The following is a 24363-nucleotide window of genomic DNA, read 5'->3' on the forward strand; positions in this document are numbered from 1 at the left end:
TCCTAGGAAAGGGCGTGAAAAAGGGGGGTGGGGGCGGTGGCGAGAGCCGTCGCAGTCAATGTCGAGCGGGCTGCCACAACCACTCCGTCATCCTGACGAAAGTCAGGATCCAGGGTTACGGGGGGCCGTGCTGCGTGGCTCTGGGTCCTGACTTTCGTCAGGATGACGGGGCACGGGAGGCGCTTTGCAGGGCCCAAGACAGCGCCAAACATGGGACCGACTGTCAGCATCAGAACGTCACGCCGACACGGGCGCTCACCGTCTGGCCGCTGTCGTTGCCGACATAGTCGCCGGCGCGGTTGTCGGTGTTCCACTGGATTGCGTTCACCTGGAAGCGGGTGAAGCTGTTGAGGTACCAGTTGACGCCTACAGTCGCCGCCCAACCGTCGCCGCCAGTCAGCAGATTGTCAAAATCGAGGCTTTCGTAGCGCGCGGTCAGTTCGATCGCGCCGACACCGCCGTCGAACGTGGGCTTCAACACCTTGGGCTGGCCGAAGCTGCCGAGCCGCGGATTGTACGGCGGCAGGTCGCCGGTCAGGAACAGCCCGCCCGAGACGCTCCACGCCTTGCTGACGAAATCGGGACGCCCGCCGTCGAGCCGCGCGTTACGGCGGCCCGCTTCGCCCATCACCCACAACGGCCCGCGATAGCCGCCGAGCTCGACGCCGTAGCCGGTCGTGCCGGTGCCGCCGATCAACGGCCCGGTCGACACGCGGAGCGCACCGTTGAAGCGGCCGCCGATCACGGTGTTGCGCGTCAGCGTGCCGGCCACGGACGACAGCGATTCGTCGAAGCCCCAAGCGCCGATGTGGAGCACGCCGGTATCGGACTTGATCGGGTTCCAGTGGGCGCGGCCGAGCACCGTGCGGCTGTCGCCGACCGTCTGCGTGCCGTCGATCCGGTCGCCGGTTACCGTCACCGACGCGTGGCCGGTCTTCCAGAAGATGCGCGGCATCACGCCGATGCCGTAGAAGCCACGCTGTGGGATGATCGCAGTCGAGACGGTGGAGCGTTCGAGGAACGGCGTCGAATCCGAGCCCGTCGAGCCCTCGAAGCTGCGGTCGTTGAACAGGTGACCGGCGCGGACGTCGTAATCGAGGCCGGGCTTGATCTTGTTGCGCCAGCCGACGAACGCGGTGACGACGTCGACCTCGTTCTCCGAGAAGTCGCTCTCGAACTGGTAGAAGAAATGCGTGCCGACGCCGCCTTCGAGCCCGAGGCGCAGCGCGCGCATGCCCGTCGTGGTGATGTTGCGACCGTCGTATTTGGAGCCGAAGCTGGAGCTGACGTCGGTCAGGATGCGGCCGCGCGGCTTGAACGTGTAGACGCCGTCAGCCGAGTGGAAAACGGGCAGGCCGGCGCCCCATTCGGTGGTCACGCCCGATGGATTGTCGCGCGCGGCGACCGCCTGCGCGACGCTGCGATCGGCCGGGCCAGGGGGCGCGAGCTGCGGCGCGAACGGCACCGTGCGGCGCGGTTCGGTGGTCTGCGCGACCGCCTGCGGTGCTGGCTGCAACGGCGCGACCGGAGCAGACGCCTGCGCGACGGCCGCGTTGTTCTCCAGCCGGTCGAGCCGCGACTTCAGCGCGGCGATCTCGGCAGCCTGCGCTCGTACGAGCGCGGCGAGGTCTGCGTCGCTCGGAGTCTGCGCGAGTGCCGGGGTTGCTGCAATCAAGGCGAGTGCGGCGCACCCGGTACGGAAGAGAGTCATTTTTGGGCTCCGGTGGCGAGAATCGCGGTCCAGTCGCGCAGGAAACGCTGGCGCTTGACGCGGTCGAGGTTGACGAGAAGTTGCGGGCCCACGCGGATCGGCCGGGCCTGCGCGGTGGGAAGGCGGCGGGCGGAAACGTCGGTGCGGACCGGCCACAGGCTGCGCTTGGCGAGTAGCGACTGGCCCTCGCGCGATAGCAGGAAATCGAGGAACAGCTTCGCCGCCGCCGGGTGCGCCGCCTCGCGCGCGATGAACGCGATCCGCGACGTGACGATCGTATAGTCCTGGAGGAACGCGACGCCGATGCGGGGGTCGGTCCGCGCACGTTCCAGCGCGTAGGAGCCGATGACGTTGTACGCGATCGCCTGTCGGCCCTCGGCGACCCCGCGCAGCATCGGCTCGCTGGTCTGCGACAGCACGGGCTTGGTCGCGGCGATCGCCTCCAGCAACGAGCGTGTGTCGCGCGTGATGGCTAGGTCCTCCGTCAGGTACAGATAGCCGACATTGGAGCGCGCCGGGTCGAACGTCGTGACGCGGCCGGTCAGCGCTGCCGCGTTCCGCCGCAGCCAGGTTTCCAGCGCGGCATGCGTGCTTGGCACCTGTACAGGCGGCACCAGACGCTTGTTATAGACGATCCCGATCGGCTCGGCGGTAACGCCGAAGCCCATGTTCTTCCACACCGACACTGGCGGCAGTGCGGGCTTTTCGGGGCTCATGTAGCCTTGCGCGAAGCCGTCGTTGATCAGCTTGACCTGGAGGTCCATCGCCGACGACCAGACCAGATCGGCGGACAGTTTCCGTGCGCGGGTTTCGGTGACGAACCGGCGATACATCTCGGTCGAGCCGAGGTCCGCGTACAGCACGGTGATGCCCGGATAGCGCTTCCGGAACGCGGCGACGACCGGCAGCAACTCGGCGCGATCGGCATTGCCGTAGATCCTAACCTGTCGCTCGGCGCGCGCCTCGTCGATCAGCTGGTCGTAGGATCGCGGATAGCCGGCCGGGCGTTGCGCCACGACGGCGGTCGCGGTGAAGCTCGTGGCCAGCAATGCGATATTCAGAAAAATTCGTGCCATCATCACTCTCCTCGCCTTCCGTCTCTGTGTTCGGATAGACTGCAGGGGTGGAGTACGAATTGAAGCTGTCACCAACCTTTCACGGGTTTCCATGCGGATCCTGGTGATCGAGGACGACGCCGCGCTGGCGCGCAGCATCGGCGCGTTGCTGCGCGCGGGCGGCAATGCGGTCGATCACGTTGCGACCGGCGAGGACGCGCTGTCGGTGGTCGCGGGGGAGCCCTATGCGCTGGTGATCCTCGACGTCGGCCTGCCCGGCATCGACGGCTTCACCGTTCTGGAAACGCTCAGGCGGCGTGGTGAGCGCGTGCCCGTATTGATGCTTACCGCGCGCGATGCGCTCGACGACCGGGTGCGCGGGCTCGATCTGGGTGCCGACGACTATCTGCGCAAACCGTTCGAGCCCGAGGAACTGGAAGCGCGGGTGCGGGCACTCGGGCGGCGGCGGGGCGGCGATCCGCTGCCGGTGCTCAGCGTCGGTACGCTGACGATCAACCGCTCGACCGGCGACGCCGACATCGCCGGCCGCGCGCTAGACCTGCGCCGGCGCGAGCGCGCGGTGCTGGAGGCGCTCGCGACGCGCGCAGGCCGCGTGGTGCCGCGCGCGTTGCTGATCGGCGAGGTGTTCGGGTTCGACGAGCCGGTCGGCGACAATGCGATCGAGGTCCATGTCACTCGCCTTCGCACCAAGCTCGCGCCGGACGGCCCGGGCATTCGCACCGTCCGCGGCGTCGGTTACATGCTCGATGCCGGCTGAGACCGTAGCTGCCGACCGGGGCACCCCGGCGCTGCGCACCCGGCTGTTGGTGGCGGTGCTCGGCCCGTTGCTGGCGGCGGCGATCCTGATTGGCGTGGTCGGCGCGACGCTGATCGCCGACGTGGTCCGCCGCACCAACGACCGCGTGCTCGGCGGGGCACTCGGCGCGATCGCGGAGACCGTGCAGGTCGAGCGCGGCGAGGTGACGCTGGACCTGCCCGCCGCCGCCTTCGGAATGCTGGAGAACACCGAGCGCGACAACGTCTATTACCGCGTCGCCGTGGGGAACGACCTGCTCACCGGCTATGCGGATTTGCCCGCGCCCGATCCCGCAACGCTGGCGATCGACGTGCCGCGCTATAGGTTCGCGCGCTACCGCGACCAGAAGATCCGCATCGCCGAAGTCCGCCGCTCGCTCCCGCGGATCGACAAGCCGGTCATCGTCCAGATCGCCGAGACGCTCGACAACCGTGGTGCGCTCACCCGCCGCCTCATGCTCGCGCTGCTGATCGGCGAATGCGTCCTCGTCGGTGCCGCGGCACTGCTTCTCCGCCCTGCATTAGGATGGTCGTTGCGTCCGCTGGCCCGTCTCCGGGGTGCCGTCGAAGCGCGAGACGAACGCGCGCGCCCGGATTTTTCGCCGCTCGACACCGGTCCGCTTCCCAGCGAACTCCGCCCGCTCGCCGGTGCGTTCGACCGTCTCCTGGCGCAGCTCGACACCGCCACCGTCGGCGTCCGCCGCTTCACCGCGGACGCCTCGCACCAGATGCGCACGCCCTTGTCGGTCCTGAAAGTCCAGGTCGCCCTCGCGCGGCGCGGTTCCGATGCCGAACGCCGCGAGGCGCTCGACGAGATCGCCGACGTCGCGATCCGCCTCGAACGTCTGGTGACGCAGCTGCTCGCGCTGGCGCGTGCGGAGGAGGCTGGCGTGTCCGCCCCGCTCGAGGCGGTCGACCTGCGTGAAGTCGCGAGCGCGGTCATCGCTCGCCAGATCAATACAGCGATCCGTGCGGGCGTCGACCTCGTGCTCGAGAGCGACGACGATCGCCGCTACGTCGTGGCGGGCCATCGGACCCTGGTATTCGAGATCGTCTCGAACCTGATCGACAACGGTATCCGCTACAATCGCGAGGGCGGGACGGTGTGGATCGCGCTGCGTGACACACCGGACGGACTGGCGATCGTCGTTGCCGACGATGGGCAGGGGATCGCGCCCGAGCACCGGGAAAAAGCCTTTGGCCGCTTCGTGCGCCTCGGTGCCGCGACCGGGGCTGTCGGCAATCCCGAGGGCACCGGCCTGGGCCTGGCGATCGTAAAGTCGGCCGCGGCGCGTCTCAACGCTACCGTCGGGTTCGTCGACGCGGACCGCGGGACGGCGATCATCCTGAAATTCGCGCCATCGGACGGTACGGTTCAGGTCCCGCCGGGCAACGCATGACGTGCCCGACGGGTCCGGTTTAGCGTTCGCTTAGAGGACGCGGTTGATTAGATTTTCGATCCGCTCCTGCTGGCCGGAAACCGGCTTCGGATCGATGCCGCGCTCGATCGCGAGGTCGGCGATCCCCGCCAAGTCGAGCCCGCCGATTGCGCCGCCGAATTCGCCGTCCCAGCCGGCATAGCGCTTGGTCTTGATCGCATCGATACGACCGTCTTCGATCAGCTTGGCAGCATTAAGAAGGCCCTTCGCGACGACGTCGATCGCGCCGACATGACCGTAGAACAGGTCGGCCGGGTCCATGCTCTGGCGTCGCACCTTGGCGTCGAAGTTGAAGCCGCCGGTGGTGAACCCGCCTGCACGAATGATCTCGAGATTGGCGAGCGTCAGTTCCTCGACCGAGTTCGGGAATTGATCGGTATCCCAGCCGTTCTGCGGATCGCCGCGGTTGGCGTCGATCGAGCCGAAGATGCCGAGCGCCGCGGCGGTCGCGATCTCGTGCTCGAACGTGTGGCTGGCGAGCGTCGCGTGGTTCGCCTCGATGTTGACCTTGACCTCGTTCTCCAGGCCATAGCGCTTGAGGAAGCCGTACACCGTCGCGGTGTCGAAGTCGTACTGGTGCTTGGTCGGCTCGAACGGCTTCGGCTCGATCAGGATCGTGCCGGTGAAGCCGATCTTGTGCTTGTGCTCGACCACCAGGCTCAGGAAACGGCCGAAATTGTCGAGCTCGCGCTTCATGTCGGTGTTGAGCAGCGTCTCGTAACCCTCGCGACCGCCCCAGAGCACGTAGTTCTGGCCACCGAGACGATGCGTCGCCTCGAGCGCATCGCGGACCTGCATCGCGCCGAACGCGAACACTTCCGGATCGGGGTTGGTCGCGCCGCCGGCGGCAAAGCGCGGGTGGCTGAACAGGTTGGCGGTGCCCCAGAGGAGTTTCCGCCCCGATGCGGCCTGGAGCTGTTCGAGATGGTCGACGGCTTCGGCGAAGAACTTGCGATGCTCGCTGATGTTGGCGGCGTCGGCCATCACGTCGACGTCGTGGAAGCAGTAATAGGGCACGTCGAGCGTCTTGAAGAACTCGAACGCGACCTCGCGCTTCATCGCGGCCGCTGCGCTGTCGTTGGCGCCGCGGTGCCACGGGCGATCGAACGTGCCGCCGCCGAACACGTCGGAGCCGGGCCAGCAGAAGGTGTGCCAGAAGCATGCGGCAAAGCGGAGGTGATCCTCCATGCGCTCGCCGAGGACCAACTTGTCCTTGTCGTAGAAGCGGTACGCCAGCTCGTTGGTGCTGTCGGGGCCCTCATACTTGATCTGGGGGATATCGGCGAAGAAGTCGGACATCAAAGCTTCCTACGATTTGGGGGTGATGCGGGAATAGGCTTGGCGGAACGCGGCCTTCTTCTCGGCGAGCGCCGAGACGAGGGCAGGGTCGGGGACGATGGTGTGCGAGACGGGGGGCGCGACGCAGATGTCGGCGGGATCGCCGCCGTCGACGCCGAGCTGCGCGAGCCGCGCGGCACCGAGCGCGGGGCCGACCTCGCCGCCCTGGAGGTAGACGAGTTCGACCTCCATCGCCGCAGCGATCACCTGGCCCCAATAGCGCGAGCGGGCGCCGCCGCCGATCACCGCGAGGCGCTCGACCGTCGTGCCGGCCTCACGCAACACGTCGAGACCGTCGGCGAGCGCGAACGCCACGCCTTCCAGCACCGCCTGCGAGAGGCGGCCGGCGTCGGTGTCGTTGTCGAGGCGGAGGAACGCGCCGCGTACCTCGGGGTCGTTATGCGGCGTGCGCTCGCCCGAGAGATAGGGGAGGAAGATCTCGGGGCCACTGGCAGGGCCGGCAGCCTCGGCGCGCGCGAACAGGTCTGCGGCACCGGCGGCACCGGTGATCCGCGCGACCCAGTCGATGCACGATGCGGCCGAGAGATGGACCGACATCTGGTGCCACATGCCGGGTAGCGCATGACAAAAGGCGTGGACCGCGCGCGCTGGATTGGGGCGGAAATCCTTGGTCGCGACGAAGATCACACCCGACGTGCCGAGCGACAGCAGCGCATCGCCGTCCCTGACGACACCGACGCCGACCGCGCCCGCCGCATTGTCGCTGCCGCCTGCCGCGACCGGCACTTGCGGCATGCCCCAGAGTTCGGCGACTTCGGCGGTGAGCGTGCCGGTGATCGCCGACCCTTCGAACAACGCCGGCATCTGCGCCTGCGTCAGTCCGCAGGCGGTGAGGATCTCGTCGCTCCAGCAGCGGCCGCCGACGTCGAGCCACAAGGTGCCGGCGCTGTCGGACAGGTCCGACGCCTTGTCGCCGGTCATCAGCAGCCGGACATAGTCCTTCGGCAACAGCACCGTGGCGATCTTCGCGAAGACCTCAGGCTCATGCTCGCGGACCCAGAGCAGCTTTGGCGCGGTGAAGCCGGGCATCGCGATGTTGCCCGAGATTTTGCGCAGATCGGGGACGGCGCGTTCGAGTGCCTCGCATTCGGCAAAGCAACGCCCGTCGTTCCACAGGATCGCGGGGCGCAGCGGCTTATCGTCGGCATCGAGCAACGTCGCGCCGTGCATCTGGCCGGCGAGCCCGACGCCGCGCACCGAACGGCGGACGCTCGGGTCGATCGCCTGGACCGCGGCGATCGTCGCCTTCCACCACGCGTCTGGATCCTGTTCGGACCAGAGCGGATGCGGCCGCTGCACGGTCAGCGCGGCGGTGCCTTGGCCCACCACGCTGCCATGCTCGTCGAGCACCACGGCCTTGACACCCGAGGTGCCGATATCGATTCCGAGGAACATCAGTTGACGAACGGATCGATGGTCGGGATCGAGCCGTCGGGCGCGAACTTGAGTTCGGTCACCTTGACGTTGCGCAGGTGGTTCTTGTTGCTCATCTGCGTATCCGCATAGAACAGCCACCATTTCTTGTTCCATTCGATGATCGAATGGTGGCTGGTCCAGCCCTGCACGGGCTTGAGGATATGACCCTTGTACGTGAACGGGCCGTACGGATTGTCGCCGGTCGCGTAGTTCAGGAAGTGCGTGTCGCCGGTCGAGTAGGTGTAGTAATATTTGCCGCCGCGCTTGAAGACCCAGGACGCCTCGAAAAAGCGGCGTTCATGGTCGCCGCCGAGCACGGGCTTGCCGGCCTCGTCGAGGATCTGGACGTCGCGCGGGGTCTCGGCGAAGCTCTTCATGTCGGGGTTTAGCTTGGCGATCTGGCCCGACAGCGCGGGCTGATCGTCCTTGCCGAGATCTGTGTCCGAGCCGTTGGCGTCGAACTTGCCGTCCTTCCAGCGCTGGAGCTGGCCGCCCCAAATGCCGCCGAAATACATATAGCTGGTGCCGTTCGCGTCGGTGAACACCGCGGGGTCCATCGAGAAGCTGCCCTCGATCGGCTTGGGATCGGCCTTGAACGGGCCGACCGGGCTCTTCGAGGTGGCGACGCCGATCCGGAACGTGCCGAGGCCGTTCTTGTCGAGCTGTTTGTCGCGCGCCGGGAAGTACAGATAATAGGTGCCGTTCTTGTAGGCGGCATCGGGGGCCCACATCTGCTGCGACGCCCAGGGCACATCCTTCACATCGAGCGCAACGCCGTTGATCTTCACCGGCCCGCCGATCCGGTCCATGCTCAGGACGCGGTAGTCGCGCATCGCATATTGATTGCCGAGATCGTCGTCGGCGACCTTCACGTCGATATCGTGGCTCGGATAGACGTAGATCTTGCCGTTGAAGACATGCGCGGACGGGTCCGCTGTGTAGATGCTGGTGACCAGGGGCTGCGACAGATAGCGCTTGCCCTCGGGGCTGCGCGGCGCCTTGCTTGCGGCGGTCGGGGCAGGGCCGGTGGATGGAGCCGTCTGGGCCAGCGCGACGCTGCCGGCGAGCAGCAGGGGCAAGCCCGCGGCGAGGGTGGATATACGAAGCTGCACGACCGTTCGATCCTTCCTAAATTACGCGATCTTCTGCGAGATCTGCCAACCCGCGTCACTGCGGAAATAGCGCTACCATAACAGGACGTTCGAGGCGGGCAAGCGGACTTTACCGACGATGGCCCAGGACTGAGGTCGATTGGACCCGGGTCCATGTCGACAGGCATTTCCTGCAAGGGGCGGTTGCGCTAACGATAGGGCAATGGATACTTCCCCACCGCCTATCGCCAAACCGTCCCGCCGCGCGGGCGGCGCGCCGACTATCAGCGACGTCGCGCGTCGGGCCGGCGTATCGCCGATGACCGTCTCGCGGGTCATCAACGGCGAGAGCAACGTCCGCCCGGTCACGCGCGAGGCCGTCAACGCGGCGATTACCGCGCTGAACTATGCGCCCAACCCCGCCGCGCGCAGCCTCGCCGGGGCAGGGCAGACCAGGATCGGACTGCTTTACAGCAATCCGAGCGCAGGATTTCTCAGCGAGTTTTTGCTCGGCAGTCTCGATCAGGCAGCGCGTAGCGATGTCCAGATCATCGTCGAGCAATGCGAACTCGGCGAGCATGAGCTCGAGGTCACGCGACACCTGATCGCGGGCGGCATCGACGGCATCGTCCTGCCGCCGCCGTTGTGCGAGGCAGATGCGATCCTCGAGCTGCTGGCCGAGGCGCGGATCCCGACCGTCTCGGTCGCCAGTGGCCGTCCGTCCGACGAGGTGCTTGCGGTCCGGATCGATGACCGCGAGGCGGCATTGACGATGACCCGCCACATCATGGCGCTCGGCCATCGGCGGATCGGGTTCATCACGGGCAATCCCAATCTTTCGGCGAGTGCGCGTCGCCTCGAAGGCTATGGGGCCGCGTTGCAAGAGGCAGGAATCGCGCTCGACGAGACGCTGATCCAGTCCGGCCTCTACACCTACCGATCGGGTCTCGACGCGGCGGAAGCGCTGTTGGCGCTTCCCGAGCCGCCGACTGCGATCTTTTCGTCCAACGACGACATGGCCGCTGCCACGGTCGCAGTCGCGCATCGTCGCGGCTTCGACGTGCCGGGGGACCTTACGGTGTGCGGATTCGACGATACCACATTGTCGACCGCGATCTGGCCCGAGCTCACGACGATCTACCAGCCGATCGCGGACATGGCGCGAGTCGCCGTCGAGATGTTGGTTGCGACGATCCGCCGCCCGAGTGGCATGATTATGAGCGATCGCCATCGTCTGCTCGACTATACGCTGATTCGTCGCCAGTCCGATGCGGCGCCGCGGCAGCGGCCGCGCGCGCAGCACGGCTAAAAGGCGACGGCGGGGCGTAGTTTTTGCAGGGCCGGCAGCAACGCGAGATGCTTGACGCCGTCCGGGAAGATGGTAGCGATACCAGCAATGAATGCCGCCAGCCGATCGGCGACGGCTCGATAGGAGAGTATCGCGTGCAACGGCAACCGGTTCGGCCCTTCCGATCGCGTGACTGGTTCGCGGACCCCGCGCGCTCGGATATGACCGCGCTCTACCTCGAACGGTTCATGAACTACGGTCTGACCCCCGCGGAGCTCCGCTCGGGACGGCCGATCATCGGCATCGCCCAGACCGGCAGCGACCTGTCGCCTTGCAACCGCATCCATCTCGATCTCGCGCGCCGCGTCCGCGACGGCATTCGCGACGCGGGCGGGATCGCGATGGAATTCCCGGTCCATCCGATCTTCGAGAATTGCCGCCGGCCGACCGCGGCGCTCGATCGCAATCTTGCGTATCTGGGGCTGGTCGAGACGCTGTACGGCTATCCGATCGATGCGGTCGTGCTGACCACCGGCTGCGACAAGACCACGCCGTCGGGGATCATGGCGGCGTCGACCGTCGATATCCCTGCGATCGTGCTGTCGGGCGGACCGATGCTCGACGGCTGGCATGAGGGCGAGCTGGTCGGATCGGGCACCGTCATCTGGCGCTCGCGGCGCAAGCTCGCGGCGGGCGAGATCGACGAGGAGGAGTTCCTTCAGCGCGCGACCGACAGCGCGCCGTCGGCCGGGCATTGCAACACGATGGGCACCGCCTCGACGATGAACGCGGTCGCCGAGGCGCTCGGCCTGTCGCTGACCGGCTGCGCGGCGATCCCCGCGCCCTACCGCGAGCGCGGCCAGTTCGCGTACGAGACCGGGCGGCGGATCGTCGACATGGCGTATGAGGACCTGCGGCCGTCGCAGATCCTCAGCCGCGAAAGCTTCCTCAACGCGATCCGCGTCGTGACCGCGATCGGTGGGTCGTCGAACGCACAGCCGCACATCCACGCGATGGCGAAGCATGCGGGGATCGAGATCACCGCGGCCGACTGGTCCGATCACGGCTATGACCTGCCGCTGCTGGTCGACGTCCAGCCGGCGGGGCGGTTCCTCGGCGAACGCTTCCACCGTGCGGGTGGCGTGCCTGCGGTGCTGAGCGAGTTGCTCGCGGCGGGCAAGCTCGACGGCGACTGCCTGACCGTCACCGGCCGGACGCTCGCCGAGAACATAACCGGCCGCGTCGCGACCGACCGCGAGGTGATCCGCGCGTACGACACGCCGCTGAAGGAACAGGCCGGGTTCCTGGTGCTGTCGGGCAATCTGTTCGACGTCGCGATCATGAAGACCAGCGTGATCTCGCCCGCCTTTCGTGCGCGCTATCTCGAGCGCTCGGGTGCCGAGGACGTGTTCGAATCGCGCGCGATCGTGTTCGAGGGCTCGGACGATTATCACCACCGGATCAACGATCCCGCGCTCGACATCGACGAGGACTGCATCCTCGTGATCCGCGGGGCGGGGCCGATCGGCTGGCCGGGCTCGGCCGAGGTCGTCAACATGCAGCCGCCCGATCACCTGATCCAGCGCGGCATCATGACGCTGCCGACGCTGGGCGACGGGCGCCAGTCGGGGACGTCGGACAGTCCGTCGATCCTGAATGCGAGCCCCGAAAGCGCGGTCGGCGGCGGGCTTTCGTGGCTGCGGACCGGCGACATCATCCGCATCGACTTGAAGGCGGGGCGGTGCGACGCGCTGGTCGACGATGACGAGATCGCGCGGCGGCGTGGCGAGCCGGCACCACCGGTGCCGAGGAGCAACACGCCGTGGGAGGAATTGTACCGCGAGAAGACGGGGCAGCTCGCCGATGGCGCGGTGCTCGATTTCGCGGTCAAGTACCGCGGCATCGCGGCGCGGACGCCGCGGCATAATCACTGACCGGTTCGACGAATACACGCAAAGACGACACCAGGCCGCAACGGTCGGCGTACAGGAGAGGAACATCATGGCGAATATGCACAGCGGAGACCCGGGGGCGGGATTACAGGCCGGATTACAGGGAAGCGCCGCGGTCAATCACGGCTTCATCGCCGCGATCGTTGCGGTGGCGACGATCGGTGGCTTCATGTTCGGCTATGATTCGGGCGTCATCAACGGCACGCAAAAGGGCCTGGAGGCGGCGTTCGGTCTCGGTCGGCTCGGGATCGGCGTCAATGTCGGCGCGATCCTCGTCGGCTCGGCGGTGGGGGCCTTCGGCGCCGGGCGGATGGCCGACGCGATCGGTCGCCGCAACGTGATGATGCTCGCTGCCGGGCTCTTCCTGTTCAGCGCGCTGCTTGCCGGTGCCGCAACCGGATCGGGCATCTTCATCTTCGCGCGCATCATCGGCGGCCTCGGCGTCGGCGCGGCCAGCGTCATCTCGCCCGTCTACATTTCCGAAGTCACGCCAGCCTCGATCCGCGGTCGCCTGTCGAGCGTGCAGCAGGTCATGATCATCTCGGGTCTGACCGGCGCGTTCGTCGCGAACTTCGCGCTCGCCCGCTATGCCGGGGGCTCGACCGCGGATTTCTGGCTCGGCTATCCCGCCTGGCGCTGGATGTTCTGGCTGCAGGCGATCCCGGCCGCGATCTATTTCTTCGCGCTGCTCGTGATCCCGGAAAGCCCGCGTTTCCTGGTCGCCAAGGGTCGCGAAGCCGAGGCGCACGTCGTCCTCACGCGTCTGTTCGGCAGCGAAGAGGCGGACCGCAAGGTCGTCGAGATCCGCAATTCGCTGTCCGCGGATCATCACAAGCCAAAGCTTAGCGATCTGCTCGACAAGACCACCGGCAAGATTCGGCCGATCCTGTGGGCCGGTATCGGCCTCGCCGTGTTCCAGCAGCTCGTCGGCATCAACGTCGTGTTCTATTATGGCGCGGTGCTGTGGGAAGCGGTCGGCTTTACCGAAGACAATGCGTTGCAGATCAACATCCTGTCGGGTGTGCTGTCGATCGCCGCGTGCCTGTTCACGATCGCGACCGTCGACAAGATCGGCCGCAAGCCGCTGTTGCTGGTCGGCTCGGCGGGCATGGCCGTCACGCTCTCGGTCGTCGCCTATGCGTTCTCGACCGCAGTGACGGGCGCGGACGGCGCGGTGTCGCTGCCCGGTCATAACGGCATGATCGCACTGGTCGCGGCCAACCTGTACGTCATCTTCTTCAATGCGAGCTGGGGCCCGGTGATGTGGGTGATGCTCGGCGAGATGTTCCCGAACCAGATCCGCGGATCAGGTCTCGCGGTGGCGGGCTTCGCGCAGTGGATCGCGAACGCCGCGATTTCGGTCAGCTTCCCCGCGCTCGCGGTGTCGCCGGGCCTGGCGGTGACCTATGCGGGTTACGCGTTCTTCGCGGCGATCTCGTTCTTCTTCGTGAAGGCGCTGGTCAACGAAACCCGCGGTCGCGAACTCGAGGACATGACCGGCTGATCGAGAGAAGGAGCGTGTAGGGCACCATCACGATGTTTGGCACCGTCATGCTCCTGCTCGTTCTCGCCATCGGATGGTTTGCAGGCGGACGCACGGCGTCTGGCCTGCGCCGCCTGGGTTGGTCACGGGGACTGGCGATCGGTGTCGGCGGGTCGCTGCTCGCCGTCCTGATCCTCGCGGTGTTCTGGACGACCGCGTTCTACTTCGTGTCAAAGCCGCCGGGTCCGGACGAGACGGACGCCGGGGCCATGGCCTTTGCGCATTTTTCATCGTGGGTGGCGCACTCGCCGCATCCGCCTGGATCGGCGGCATGGTCGGCGCGATCCTGGCGGTGCGACGTTAGGCGTCGAGCGGCCGAAACGCCGATGACGTAATCTCATAGGCAGGTTGCCCCGCCACACCCGCATCGAACGCGAACACGTCGCCCGCGAGCGGCTGTCGCGCGCGGTCTTCGTCGCTCAATCCCTTGGACGCGGTCGTCGCATAGGCGGTGCGGCCATCGGGGCCGCCGATCGCGATCTTGGTGACGTTCGAGACGGGTAACCGGACCTCGGCGACCTGCGTGCCGCCGGGGGCATAGCGCCGCACGCACCAGCCGCCGTAGAACGATACCCAGACATACCCGTCGGCATCGACGATCGGGCCGTCGGGATACCCCTGGGTCGCGACATCGACCGCCGCGAAGACGCGCGTGTCGAGCAGGCTGCCATCCGCGCCGATCGTGCAGGCGTGAATCGTGCCGCCGAGCGTGTCGCAGTGGTACAGGGTCGTGCCGTCCGGCGAGACCGCGGGGCCGTTGGTGATGACGATCCCGTCGACCACCGGCGCGACGCCGTCCGCATCCGCGCGGTAGATCAGCCCCGACACGGCGCTCTCGCCATCGTCCATCGACCCGAACCAGAGCCGACCTGCGGCATCGACGGTCGAATCATTCAGGCGGTTGCCCGGCGCGTCGGGCTCGACCACGTGGAGATGCGTGAAGCTGCCGTCGCCCGGATCGAACCGGTGAAGCCCGGTCTGCAAACCGGCGAGCATGCCGCCATCCGCCAGCGGCTGAACCCAGCCGACCTGCGCGGGCGCGGTCCAGCGCTGGTGGTCGCCGGTCACGGGGTCGAACCGGTGCACCTGATGCTGCTTGATGTCGACGAACCACAGCGCATCGTCGAGCCACAAAGGCCCTTCGCCGAGGGTCGCGCCGACCCTAAGGACCGGTTCCACGATACCGATCAGCGCCATCCCGCATCTACCCAATAATTATGACCGGTGCACATCCGCGCATCGTCCGACGCCAGGAACAACGCCATAGCGGCGATATCCGAGGGCTGGATCCGGCCGTCGAGGCACTGAGATGCGACGATCTCGGCCTCGCCTTCGGGAGTGTACCATTTCTCCTGGCGCGGCGTCTGGACGTTGCCCGGGATGATCGCGTTGACGCGGATCCCGTCGCGGCCGAGGTCACGCGCCAGGCTGCGTGTCATGCCCTCGATCGCCGCCTTTGCGGTCTGGTAGAGGATCAGTTCCTCCATCGCGAGGTGCCAGCTGATCGAGCCGAAATTGACGATCGCGCCGCGGCCCGCCGCCTTCATCGCAGGCACCACTGCCTGTGCCGCGAAGAACAGATGGCGGAGATTGACGTTCATCCGCTGATCCCAATACGCCGGGGTCACCTCGGCGATCGTATGGCGATCGTCGTTGGCGGCGTTGTTGATCAGGATATCGACGCCGCCGAGCTGGTCGATCATCGTCGTGAACACCGTGTTCAGCGCATCGAGATCGGTCAGGTCGAGCGCGTGAAAGATCGGCGCGTGGTCGGCGCCGTCCGACAGTCGCTCGATCAGTGCGCGGCTGTCTGCCTCCGCGACGTCGACGAACGCGACCTTCGCGCCCTGTGCCACGAAGCCTTCGACGAGCCCGGCGCCGATGCCAGATCCGCCGCCGGTGATGATGACGCGCTTGTCCCTGAGCGACGGATAGACGGCGCCTTCGTGGCGACCGGCGGTTTTCTGCAGCACATTGTTCTCCGAATAAGTCATGCCGACAACAGCCCGCGCGCGGCGAGGTTGCGCATCAGCGCTACCAAGCCGAATTCCCAGGGCGGTGCGGCCTTCGAGGTGGTGACGGTATTGACGAGGCGACCGAGGCCGGGCGCGGCGATCGAGACGGTATCGCCCGACTTGTGCGTGAAGCCGCGGCCGGCATCGTCGCGATCCTTGGTCGGCGCGAACAGGGTGCCGAGGAACAGGACGAAGCCGTCGGGATATTGATGCTCGCTGAGCGCCTGGCGTACCAGTTCCTCGGGGTCGCGGCTGATCTGGCTCATCGAGCTGGCGCCATCGAGGACATAGCCGTCGGTGCCCTCGATGCGGAGCACCACTTCGGCACGGCGAACATCGTCGATCGTAAAGTCGTCGTCGAATAGCCGGATGAAGGCGCCGAGCGAACAGGACGCGTTATTGTCCTTCGCCTTGCCCAGCAGCAGCGCCGAGCGTCCTTCGAAGTCGCGCAGGTTGACGTCATTGCCGATCGTCGCACCGACCACGCGGGCATCGGGGGCAACCAGCAGCACGATCTCGGGCTCTGGGTTGTTCCACGTCGAATCGGATCGCACACCGATCTTCGCGCCCCATCCGACCGTCGACAAAGACGGCGCCTTGGTGAAGATCTCGGCATCCGGGCCGATCGCGACCTCGAGATATTGCGACCAGAGTCCTTCCTCGATCAAGGCGGCCTTCAAGGCGGCCGCCTCGGGCGTACCGGGAACCACGCGCGCCAGTCCGCCCCCGATCCGCTGCTCCAGCCGTGCCCGCACCGCAGTGGCGGCACCGGCATCGCCACGCGCCTGTTCTTCGATCACGCGTTCGAGCGCGGATACGGCAAACGTCACGCCTGCCGCCTTAACGCATTGAACGTCGATCGGGCTCAGCAATCGCGGCATGCCATCGGTCGACAGGCCAAGCGAGTCGAGATCGCCGATCGATGTCCCGGCATGCGGATCGAGCAAGTCGCGCGCTACGAGTTCGGCAACCGTCGGCGCGACCCGGCTCATATCGTAGACAGTGCCGTCCGACACGATGACGGGAGTCGGTCCTTCGCCGAGGTCGACTCGACCAATCCAGCGACCGGTGCGCCAGTCGGGTCCAAGGGCGTCGAGGGTATCGAAAGCGAGTGTCACGGCAACATCTCCGGCAAGGCTGTTTCGGTCGGGCTAAAGGACGGCGGCGGGGGGAGGGTGGTAGTAACGGGCAGCGGCGGCGGACCGGGGGCGGGGCATTTCAATGCCTTGCACGTCATACCGGTCCATGCTGTCTCGTCACGGTGTTCCATTATGGCCGGGCTTACCGACCATGCACGTCCTCTCCTCCGCCGATTGACAACGGTAGCGGTACCATTACCGACATACCAACCGCGTTTGCAAGACGACTGGCGGTATATTCGACGTTTCGGCCAAAGCTCCGCAGCATGGTCGCACCCAAGGTCGGTCATCGCGGCAGCGTGATCGTCTTTTTGGTGGCAAGCACGGCCGATCGGATCGGTGTGCCGGTCCTCGCTTGGCCGCCGCCCACGCTGACCTTGAAGCGCCCGGCCGTGACTTTGCGAACGCGATCGGCGCCGTGACGCCAGCGAAGGACGCCATCGCAGAAGGTCAGCGGCAGGCGGCCTGCAGGGTTGATCGGCCCCGCGAGCATTTCCGCGATTGCAAGGCCACCGGCCTGGCCCGGATACCAAGCTTCGACGATCGCCGCGGCATTGGCCTTGGCCCAGGGCAGATCGATCGCGCTGCCGTTCATGGCTCCAGGTCGTGCGCCGAGACGATCATGTTGGCGCTGTGGCGGGTCGATTCCGGAAAATTGGTGCGGGCGCCGGCGCAAGCGCGCCGTGCAACGATTCCGTCCATATGCGCGGCATCCGGCGCGAGCGCCTGCGCCGTCTGTCGTGCGGGTGTCGGTCCGGCCACCGCCGCGAAAGCCTAAGCGATCGCCGCAGACGCCACGCTCCCGCGCCACAAGTCCTGACAGGCCCGCAGCGCAGGTCTCCCTTGCGGCACCTCAGGAAAGCGGGATCTCGAACGGTCCCACGGGCAGTTGCGCCTCGTCCGCCAGATTGACCACCGGGCTGTCGGCCCAGGCATAGCGGACGCGGACGACCGGCTTGCCATCGGGCGCGAGCGTTACCCGATCGCCGCGGGCGACCGCGCTGGCATAGCGGCAGCTCCCGGCATCGGCTCCGCACAGTTCGAAGCCGATCGCCTGTGCCGACGCCCGTGCATGCAGCGCGCCCGTGACCCCGGTGAAGCGTAGCGTCACTCCGCCGTCGGGGGTGCGGCTTGCCGACGCGATGCCCGGACCGACGGGCTCGCGGCCCGCATAGGCAAGCGGACGGATGACCCGCGCGAGTCGCTGCCCGACGGCATGCTTCTCGCCGGGATGGATATCGAGCGGATCGCCGAGATCGATCGTCACCGCGACCCCTGCATGACCGTCCCGCTGTGCCATCACGCGTTGCGCCTCGCGGACATTGGCCCAGCCGCTTTCGCCGGGCGCGATCGGGGGCGTGCCGTAATTGGCAAGCTGCGCGATCGCCAGCGGGATCGTCGGCCGACCGAATTGTTGCCGCCATGCGCGGGTCATGGTGGCCAGCCGCGTCTCGTATCCGGGCAGGCCGGTATCGGACTCGCCCTGATACCATGCGATCCCGGCGAGCGCCGTCGGCCCGAGCGGCGCGATCATCCCGTTGTACAAGGTCCCCGCGCCGTTGATGTCGTCCCAGGGCGAGCGCGGCGCGTTGCCCGGCACGCGCCTGGCGATCGCGTAGCGCCAGCCGTCACCGATCGGCACGACGCTGCCATCGGCCAGTGTCAGCGTCATCGTATCCGCCGGCCCGGTCATCCCGCCATAGGCATAGACGTCATCGTCGTTGACGGTGATGACGTTGCGCCCCGCCTTCAGCGCGCCAGCAGGCAGCGTATAGATGCGGGGCCGGCCGGCATTGCTGTTCCCGCCGACGCCGATGCCGTTGACCCATGTCCGATCCGCGTCGTCGACCACGCCGATCGCCAGCGTCGCCGCGCCGCGCGCCTGCGCGGTGGTCAGCGTGACGACGCGCTGATACCAGACCATGCCGTTATAGTCGGCGAGTGCGGGCACGCCCCAATTTTCGAAATTGCCGATCTTCGGCACGGGCTTCCAGTCGAGCACGGCGTCCGGCTGCCAGGGTTCGCGCCCTTTGGCGTCGCCCGTGCCGCCTCGCCACCATTCTTCCCAGATCGTCGACGCGCCTCGCTCTGCGGCGACCGCGTCCTTTGCGTGCACCGCGAGCAGGTCGGCCTCGCGCGCCATCCCGGCAGACCGCAGCGCAGTGTCGCTCATCCAGGCGCTGATCCGCGATCCGCCCCAGCTTGCGTGGATCGCGCCGATCGGCACGCGCTCGCTCCGCCGCAGCGCCTGCACCATGTAGAAACAGGCCGCCGAGAACCCCGGGACGGTATCGGGATCTGCCGCCGCCCACTGCGGTTTGGCCGCGAACCGGGCAAGCGGCGTTTCGCTGGTCGCCTTGGCGATCGTGACGAGGCGGAGTTGATCGTCGAGCGGCGGATGCGCGTCGGGTATCAGGTCCTGTGCCGAATTCACCGCCAGTTCCATGTTGCTCTGTCCCGAACACAGGAACACGTCGCCGATCAGCAGGTCGTGGATCGTCGTCACGCCGTCGCTACCGGTAACCGTCAGGTCGTAGGGCCCGCCTGCGGAAAGCGGTTTCAGGCGCAGCTCGAATCGACCATCGCGATCCGCCTTCACCGTCGAGGTACGGCCCGCCAGGCGGACCGTAACCGGCCTGCCCGGAAGGCTTTGGCCGCGCAGCACGACGGGCTGGCCACGCTGCAGGACCGCGTGATCCCCGATGATCCCGTCAAGGCGTGGGGCGATATTCGGATCGGCCGCTGCCGCCGAGCCAGATACTGCCGAGCCGAGCGATACGGCGATTCCGACCATGGCAACTGACAGGGCGTTCGACGGACGGATCTTCATGCGTTTGCCGCTTCGATAGGAGGAAAGGGGGAGGGAGGAGGTAAGGCGGGCATAGGAGCAACGGGGAGAATCATGGCGTCGGCATCCCCCGCGCGGCGATCTCGCGCAGCCGGATCCGGTAGCGCGGCGAGCCCGCAATCAGGCGCTGCCTCTCCACGCCGCTCTTCCGGATTGCTTGTCCGGCGACGACCGCATTCGGCATAGGGTTTTGCGCGGTCCGTCTCCCATCAACATCGTGTCGTACCTCGCCATTCTTGGCAGCGTTGGTATCGCTCACACTTCAATTTATACGCCGACAAAGACCGCCAGCAACTCTTTTCTGGCCGCCGTGAATTGGTCAATTCGACCGGTGCGTGCGTTGCGGGGTCTGCGTTCGGCCCTGCATCGTGACAGAGAAGGCGTCGATGCAATATTCGAGCGCAACTGTCCGTGATATCGGTATCATCTGGAGCGTATCGGGTGTCTCGCGCCGCCCGCCTTCACGACCGTTTCTTTGGGAGACCAGTAATGCCGATCGCTTCCTCGCTCGATACCGCATCCCGCCGCTGGAGGTACGCGCTCGCCGCATTGCTCGCGTCCACTCTGATGCCGGGCGCCGTGACGGCCGATCCGCTCGATCCGACCGGCCGCTGGAGTGCGAATCAACAGGGCCAGGCCGCCGTTCCGCCGATGGGCTGGAACAGCTGGAACGCGTTCAACAGCGGTATCGACGAGGAAAAGATCCTCGCGTCCGCGCAGGCGCTCGTCGATACGGGGCTGTCGGGGATGGGGTATCGCTACGTCAATATCGACGATGGCTGGTGGCTGAAACGCCGGACCTCGGACGGACGCATGGTCATCCGCGCCGCGCAATTTCCGTCGGCACGCATGTTGGCGAGAACGGGAGCCGCGAGCAGCCAGGGTGCCGATTATACCAGCTTCCGGCCGCTCACGAACCGGTTGCACGCAATGGGACTGAAGGCCGGAATCTATTCGGATATCGGGCGTAACAGTTGCGGGCAGATCTACACGGCGCAGTTCGACAACCAGCCCGTCGGCAGCGTTGCCGAGCGCGAGGTGGGGCTTTATGGGCACGTCGATCAGGATATCCGGCTGTTCTTCACCGAATGGGGCTTCGATCTGATCAAGGTCGATGGCTGCGGGGTGCGCGGGTTGCCGGCGGATCACCCGCGGGTGCGATCGGGGCTGTACCGTGCGTTCCCGCCGATCATCGACATGCAGTCGCTGGGCCGGACGGACGTCGCGGCGGTTCGCGCGCTATACGGTTCTGTCGGCGCGGCGCTGCACCGCGAACGCCCGCGCGGCGACTATCTGTTGTCGCTGTGCCTTTGGGGATCGGCCGACGTTCGCGCCTGGGGCAAGGATCTCGGCAACATCTCGCGCACCAGCGACGATATCACGCCGCACTGGACGCGGATGCTGACCAATTTCGACACCGCCGCGCAGCGTGCGCTCTATGCGCATCCGGGGTCGTGGAACGATGCCGACATGCTGTTCGTCGGCACCGGGGAGTTCGATGCGCAGCACATGACCGAAGCGAAGTCGCATTTCGCGCTGTGGGCGATGATCAATTCGCCCCTCGTGATTGGGTACGACCTTCGCAAGCTGACGCCGGCACTGCTGTCAGTGTTTGGCAACCGCGATATCATCGCGCTGAACCAGGATCCCGCGGGCAATCAGGCCGTGATCGCCTATCACAGCGACGACGTGCAATTCTTCGTCAAGACGCTCGCCGACGGCAGCAAGGGCGTAGCGCTGTTCAACCGCGATGCGGCCCCGGTGGATGTCGTGTTGCAGGCCGGACAGATGAAGTTTCGCGACGATGCGCCGGTGACGCTGGTCGACCTGTGGAGCAAGAAGACGACGCGGTTTACCGGCGAGACGCGCTTTACGCTGGCGGCCCATCAGACGCTGGTGTTCCGGGCGCAGGGTACGCGACGGTTGAACGAGGGGCTGTATCTGTCCGAACAACCGGGCCGCGTTAATCCCGCGGTCGACGGCGTGGATACCGCGCGCGCCGACCCGACGATCCATCATTCGGTCACCGCATGGTCGGGCACCAAGGGGCCGGGCGAGCATGTTCAATATGGCGGCTGGGGCGGCGCGCGGGCGGATCGCGCGGTATATGGTCAGGTGCTGCGGATTGCCGGCAAGGATTATGACACAGGCTTGGGCGTGCTGGCCGGTTCGCGGCTGGAGGTTCGTAACGCAGGGTTCACCCGGTTTGCGGCCGAGGTCGGTATCGACGACGCAGGTCCGGCGGCCAGCAGTCCGCTGCGGTTCGCGATTTATGGCGACGGCAAGCTGCTTGCGACCTCGCCACCGATCGGTTTCGGCGATCCTGCGGCGTCGTTGGAGGCCGACGTGACCGGCGTGAAGATCGTCGAACTCGTAACGCGATCGACCGGGCAGGGCGCCGCGCTGCCGCCGCGCCCTGCGGTGTGGGCGAATGCGAGGCTCACGCGATGACGGCGAGAGAAGCGACGTCGATGCTGATCTCGACCCGCAGTTCCATTCTATCGTGGTCGACCGGGTCTGCTGATCGTGACGATCGCATGCTGCGCATCGGGGGGCGTCCAAGGCCAATTAGCCGGCACCTACGCGTGCAGACACGCCATAATAGCGATGGTCGGCTGGGTCGTAATTTAGCTGGGGGTGCGGGCTGTCTGAGCCGCAGAGGACTGTATCAGCCCTGTCGGAAAATGGCTCCCTGAGTAGGATTCGAACCTACGGCCACTCGATTAACAGTCGAGAGCTCTACCGCTGAGCTATCAGGGAACGTTGCCGGAGGCGGCTCTATAAACGGCCAGTCGGACGATGCAAGCAGGTTTCGCCGCAAAAATGCAAAGTCCGCGATAAACCGCGCTCAGGAGACGAACTGTTCCATCGTGATCCGGTCGTCGAGCGCGTGCTCGGGATCGAACAACAGCGTCAGTTCGCGCGCGCGGTCCATGCAGATGTCGACCTGTGCGACATCGCGAATCTCGCGCTGGTCTGCGACCGCTGAGACGGGGCGTTTGCCGGGATCAAGCACGCGGATACCGATGCGGGCCTTGTCCGGCAGGATCGCGCCGCGCCAGCGCCGCGGGCGGAACGGGCTGATCGGGGTCAGCGCGATCATGCCGGAGCCGAGCGGCAGAATCGGGCCCTGTGCCGACAGGTTGTAAGCGGTCGAGCCGGCCGGCGTCGCGACGAGAATACCGTCGCAGGCGAGCTCGGCCAGGACGATGCGGTCGTTTACCGTCACTTCGAGATTGGCGGTCTGGCGGGTCTCGCGCAGGAACGACACCTCGTTGATCGCGGGTAGCGTGTGCGTGCGCCCGTCGACGCCGAGCGCGGTCATGCTGAGCGGGACGACCTTGAACGGCTTTGCGCGCTCCAGGCGGTCGCCGAGCCCGTGATGCCGCCATTCGTTCATCAGGAAACCGACCGTGCCGAGGTTCATCCCGAACACGGGGACCGGCGGCTTGCGGCGTTCCAGCATGGCGTGGAGCGTCTGGAGCATGAACCCGTCGCCGCCGAGCGCGATGATCACGTCGGCGTCCTCGACCGACACCCACTCGCCCATGTCGGCGAGCTGGGCCTCTGCGGCACGAGCGGGCGGGGTGTTGGACGCAACCAGCGCCCGCCGCTCGTACCGGCTCATCCGCCGGTGACGCTCATGTGGCGCGCGACGGCCGGGCCTTCGCCTTGGCCGATGCGGAAGTCGTGCGCCTTCGGCTTGGCGAACAGGCCGGCGTCAATCGCTGCGTCGAGCCCGGCGGTACCGCCTTCGCGCAGCGCCGCCTTCAGATCGACCTGATCGTCATGGCCGAGGCACATGTAGAGCTTGCCCTCGGTGGTCAGGCGGACGCGGTTGCAGCCGTCGCAGAAATTGGCGGTCAGCGGCGAGATCAGCCCGAGGCGCGTGCGCGTGCCGTCGACGTTCCAGTAGCGCGCCGGGCCCCCGGTCTTGTGGGCATCACGCGCGAGCGTGAACTGCTGGCCGAGTTCGTCAAACACCTTGGTCAGCGGCAGGAAACGATCGGTACGGTCCTCGTCGATCGCACCGAGCGGCATCGTCTCGATCAGCGAGAGGTCGAAGCCTTCGTCGCGACACCAGGCGAGCATCGGTGCGATCTCGTCCTCGTTAAAGCCCTTCAGCGCGACCATGTTGATCTTGATCGCCAGCCCCGCGTCACGCGCCGCGTAGATGCCGCCAATCACCTGCGAGACGTCGCCATGGCGGGTGATGTAGCGGAAGCGCTCAGGGTCGCGGCTGTCCATGCTGACGTTGACGCGGCGGATGCCGGCGCCGACCATCGCCTCGGCATGCTGTGCGAGGCGCGTGCCGTTGGTGGTCATCGTCAGCTCTTCGAGCCCCGACCCGATGTTGTGACCGAGGCGCTGGACGAGTTCCGCAACGTCGCGACGCACGAGAGGTTCGCCACCCGAAAGACGTATCTTCGTCACGCCACGCGCGATGAAGCGCTCGGCGATGATCGCGATCTCTTCGAGGCTCAACAGCTTGGCGCGCGGCAGGAACGTCATCTGCTCGGCCATGCAATAACGGCAGCGCAGGTCACAGCGATCCGTCACCGAAATCCGCAGATACTTGATCGTGCGGCCGTGTGTGTCCTGCAACGGCTTCTGCTTGAGGGCTGGCGCTGACGTCATCCCTTCAGAGCTAGGACGTGGCTGTCCCGGTAACAAGGCCGGATCGGCCGGTA

Annotated in this window: 19 protein-coding genes, 1 tRNA gene and 1 pseudogene; 7 read left to right on the plus strand and 14 right to left on the minus strand. The window is 66.7% G+C overall.

Going from position 1 to position 24363, the window contains the following annotated elements:
- Positions 1-229: 229 nt before the first annotated feature.
- Positions 230-1711: an OprO/OprP family phosphate-selective porin gene (locus U1737_RS18275; protein WP_248521690.1), complete on the minus strand. Its 1482-nt coding sequence runs from the start codon at positions 1709-1711 to the stop codon at positions 230-232.
- Entirely contained in the window at positions 1708-2787 is a 1080-nt protein-coding gene (locus tag U1737_RS18280; RefSeq protein ID WP_332797760.1) for an ABC transporter substrate-binding protein, read from the minus strand. The genes U1737_RS18275 and U1737_RS18280 overlap by 4 nt, the downstream gene beginning before the upstream one ends.
- Before the next feature lie 91 nt (positions 2788-2878).
- On the opposite strand from U1737_RS18280, the gene U1737_RS18285 reads away from it, so the two are divergent.
- Both U1737_RS18285 and U1737_RS18290 read left to right on the plus strand, forming a co-directional pair.
- On the plus strand, positions 2879-3544 hold the full coding sequence (locus tag U1737_RS18285; RefSeq protein WP_187502981.1) for a response regulator transcription factor: 666 nt from the start codon (positions 2879-2881) through the stop codon (positions 3542-3544).
- A complete protein-coding gene (locus U1737_RS18290; RefSeq protein ID WP_332797761.1) occupies positions 3534-4982 on the plus strand; it encodes a sensor histidine kinase in 1449 nt (482 codons plus the stop codon). Before U1737_RS18285 ends, U1737_RS18290 begins: the two co-directional genes overlap by 11 nt.
- Before the next feature lie 30 nt (positions 4983-5012).
- Here the strand turns inward: U1737_RS18290 and xylA are convergent, their stop codons facing one another.
- The 3 genes from xylA to U1737_RS18305 are packed head-to-tail and all read right to left on the minus strand — an operon-like array spanning position 5013 to position 8908.
- Positions 5013-6323, minus strand: coding sequence for a xylose isomerase (gene xylA / locus U1737_RS18295; protein ID WP_443027156.1), 1311 nt, complete (start codon positions 6321-6323; stop codon positions 5013-5015).
- A 6-nt stretch (positions 6324-6329) separates the two neighbouring features.
- Entirely contained in the window at positions 6330-7775 is a 1446-nt protein-coding gene (gene xylB / locus U1737_RS18300; RefSeq protein ID WP_332797763.1) for a xylulokinase, read from the minus strand.
- Positions 7775-8908 carry a glycoside hydrolase family 43 protein gene (locus tag U1737_RS18305; RefSeq protein ID WP_432715054.1) on the minus strand — a complete coding sequence of 378 codons (1134 nt, stop codon included), beginning with the start codon at positions 8906-8908 and terminating at the stop codon, positions 7775-7777. The genes xylB (U1737_RS18300) and U1737_RS18305 overlap by 1 nt, the downstream gene beginning before the upstream one ends.
- Before the next feature lie 202 nt (positions 8909-9110).
- Here U1737_RS18305 and U1737_RS18310 point away from each other — a divergent pair, with 202 nt between their 5' ends.
- The 4 genes from U1737_RS18310 (at position 9111) to U1737_RS18325 (ending at position 14005) form a co-directional block, all read left to right on the plus strand.
- Positions 9111-10196 carry a LacI family DNA-binding transcriptional regulator gene (locus U1737_RS18310; protein ID WP_332797764.1) on the plus strand — a complete coding sequence of 362 codons (1086 nt, stop codon included), beginning with the start codon at positions 9111-9113 and terminating at the stop codon, positions 10194-10196.
- Positions 10197-10330: 134 nt separating this feature from the next.
- Positions 10331-12109, plus strand: a complete 1779-nt coding sequence (locus U1737_RS18315) for an IlvD/Edd family dehydratase (protein WP_332797810.1) — start codon at positions 10331-10333, stop codon at positions 12107-12109.
- Between the two features lie 76 nt (positions 12110-12185).
- On the plus strand, positions 12186-13631 hold the full coding sequence (locus tag U1737_RS18320; RefSeq protein ID WP_332797811.1) for a sugar porter family MFS transporter: 1446 nt from the start codon (positions 12186-12188) through the stop codon (positions 13629-13631).
- A 32-nt stretch (positions 13632-13663) separates the two neighbouring features.
- On the plus strand, positions 13664-14005 hold the full coding sequence (locus U1737_RS18325; protein ID WP_332797765.1) for a hypothetical protein: 342 nt from the start codon (positions 13664-13666) through the stop codon (positions 14003-14005).
- Here U1737_RS18325 and U1737_RS18330 read toward each other — a convergent pair.
- From U1737_RS18330 to U1737_RS18355, 6 genes and pseudogenes are all read right to left on the minus strand, one after another.
- A complete protein-coding gene (locus U1737_RS18330) occupies positions 13971-14867 on the minus strand; it encodes an SMP-30/gluconolactonase/LRE family protein (RefSeq protein ID WP_332797766.1) in 897 nt (298 codons plus the stop codon). The two genes, U1737_RS18325 and U1737_RS18330, sit on opposite strands and share 35 nt — an antisense overlap.
- Positions 14858-15643, minus strand: coding sequence for a D-xylose 1-dehydrogenase (gene xylB, locus U1737_RS18335; RefSeq protein WP_332797767.1), 786 nt, complete (start codon positions 15641-15643; stop codon positions 14858-14860). Before xylB (U1737_RS18335) ends, U1737_RS18330 begins: the two co-directional genes overlap by 10 nt.
- Before the next feature lie 17 nt (positions 15644-15660).
- Positions 15661-16803: a fumarylacetoacetate hydrolase family protein gene (locus U1737_RS18340; RefSeq protein ID WP_332797768.1), complete on the minus strand. Its 1143-nt coding sequence runs from the start codon at positions 16801-16803 to the stop codon at positions 15661-15663.
- A 466-nt stretch (positions 16804-17269) separates the two neighbouring features.
- Positions 17270-17422, minus strand: a pseudogene (locus U1737_RS18345) (glycoside hydrolase family 3 C-terminal domain-containing protein); the annotation flags it as partial.
- A complete protein-coding gene (locus tag U1737_RS18350; protein WP_332797813.1) occupies positions 17416-17586 on the minus strand; it encodes a hypothetical protein in 171 nt (56 codons plus the stop codon). The pseudogene U1737_RS18345 and the gene U1737_RS18350, both read right to left, overlap by 7 nt.
- Before the next feature lie 91 nt (positions 17587-17677).
- Entirely contained in the window at positions 17678-19654 is a 1977-nt protein-coding gene (locus U1737_RS18355; protein WP_332797769.1) for a sialate O-acetylesterase, read from the minus strand.
- 507 nt (positions 19655-20161) lie between these two features.
- On the opposite strand from U1737_RS18355, the gene U1737_RS18360 reads away from it, so the two are divergent.
- The gene (locus U1737_RS18360; protein ID WP_443027157.1) at positions 20162-22123 is read left to right on the plus strand and encodes an NPCBM/NEW2 domain-containing protein; all 1962 of its coding nucleotides are present in this window, start codon (positions 20162-20164) and stop codon (positions 22121-22123) included.
- A gap of 234 nt (positions 22124-22357) precedes the next feature.
- Here U1737_RS18360 and U1737_RS18365 read toward each other — a convergent pair.
- The 3 genes from U1737_RS18365 to moaA form a co-directional block, all read right to left on the minus strand.
- Positions 22358-22432, minus strand: a tRNA-Asn gene (locus tag U1737_RS18365).
- 88 nt (positions 22433-22520) lie between these two features.
- The gene (locus U1737_RS18370) at positions 22521-23300 is read right to left on the minus strand and encodes an NAD kinase (protein ID WP_248521663.1); all 780 of its coding nucleotides are present in this window, start codon (positions 23298-23300) and stop codon (positions 22521-22523) included.
- Positions 23297-24310 (minus strand): GTP 3',8-cyclase MoaA, encoded by a 1014-nt coding sequence (gene moaA, locus U1737_RS18375; protein WP_332797770.1) that lies wholly within the window; start codon positions 24308-24310, stop codon positions 23297-23299. Before moaA ends, U1737_RS18370 begins: the two co-directional genes overlap by 4 nt.
- Positions 24311-24363: the final 53 nt, after the last annotated feature.

Source organism: Sphingomonas fucosidasi (genome assembly GCF_036663855.1).
In the GTDB taxonomy this organism is placed as follows: Bacteria; Pseudomonadota; Alphaproteobacteria; order Sphingomonadales; family Sphingomonadaceae; genus Sphingomonas; species Sphingomonas faeni_B.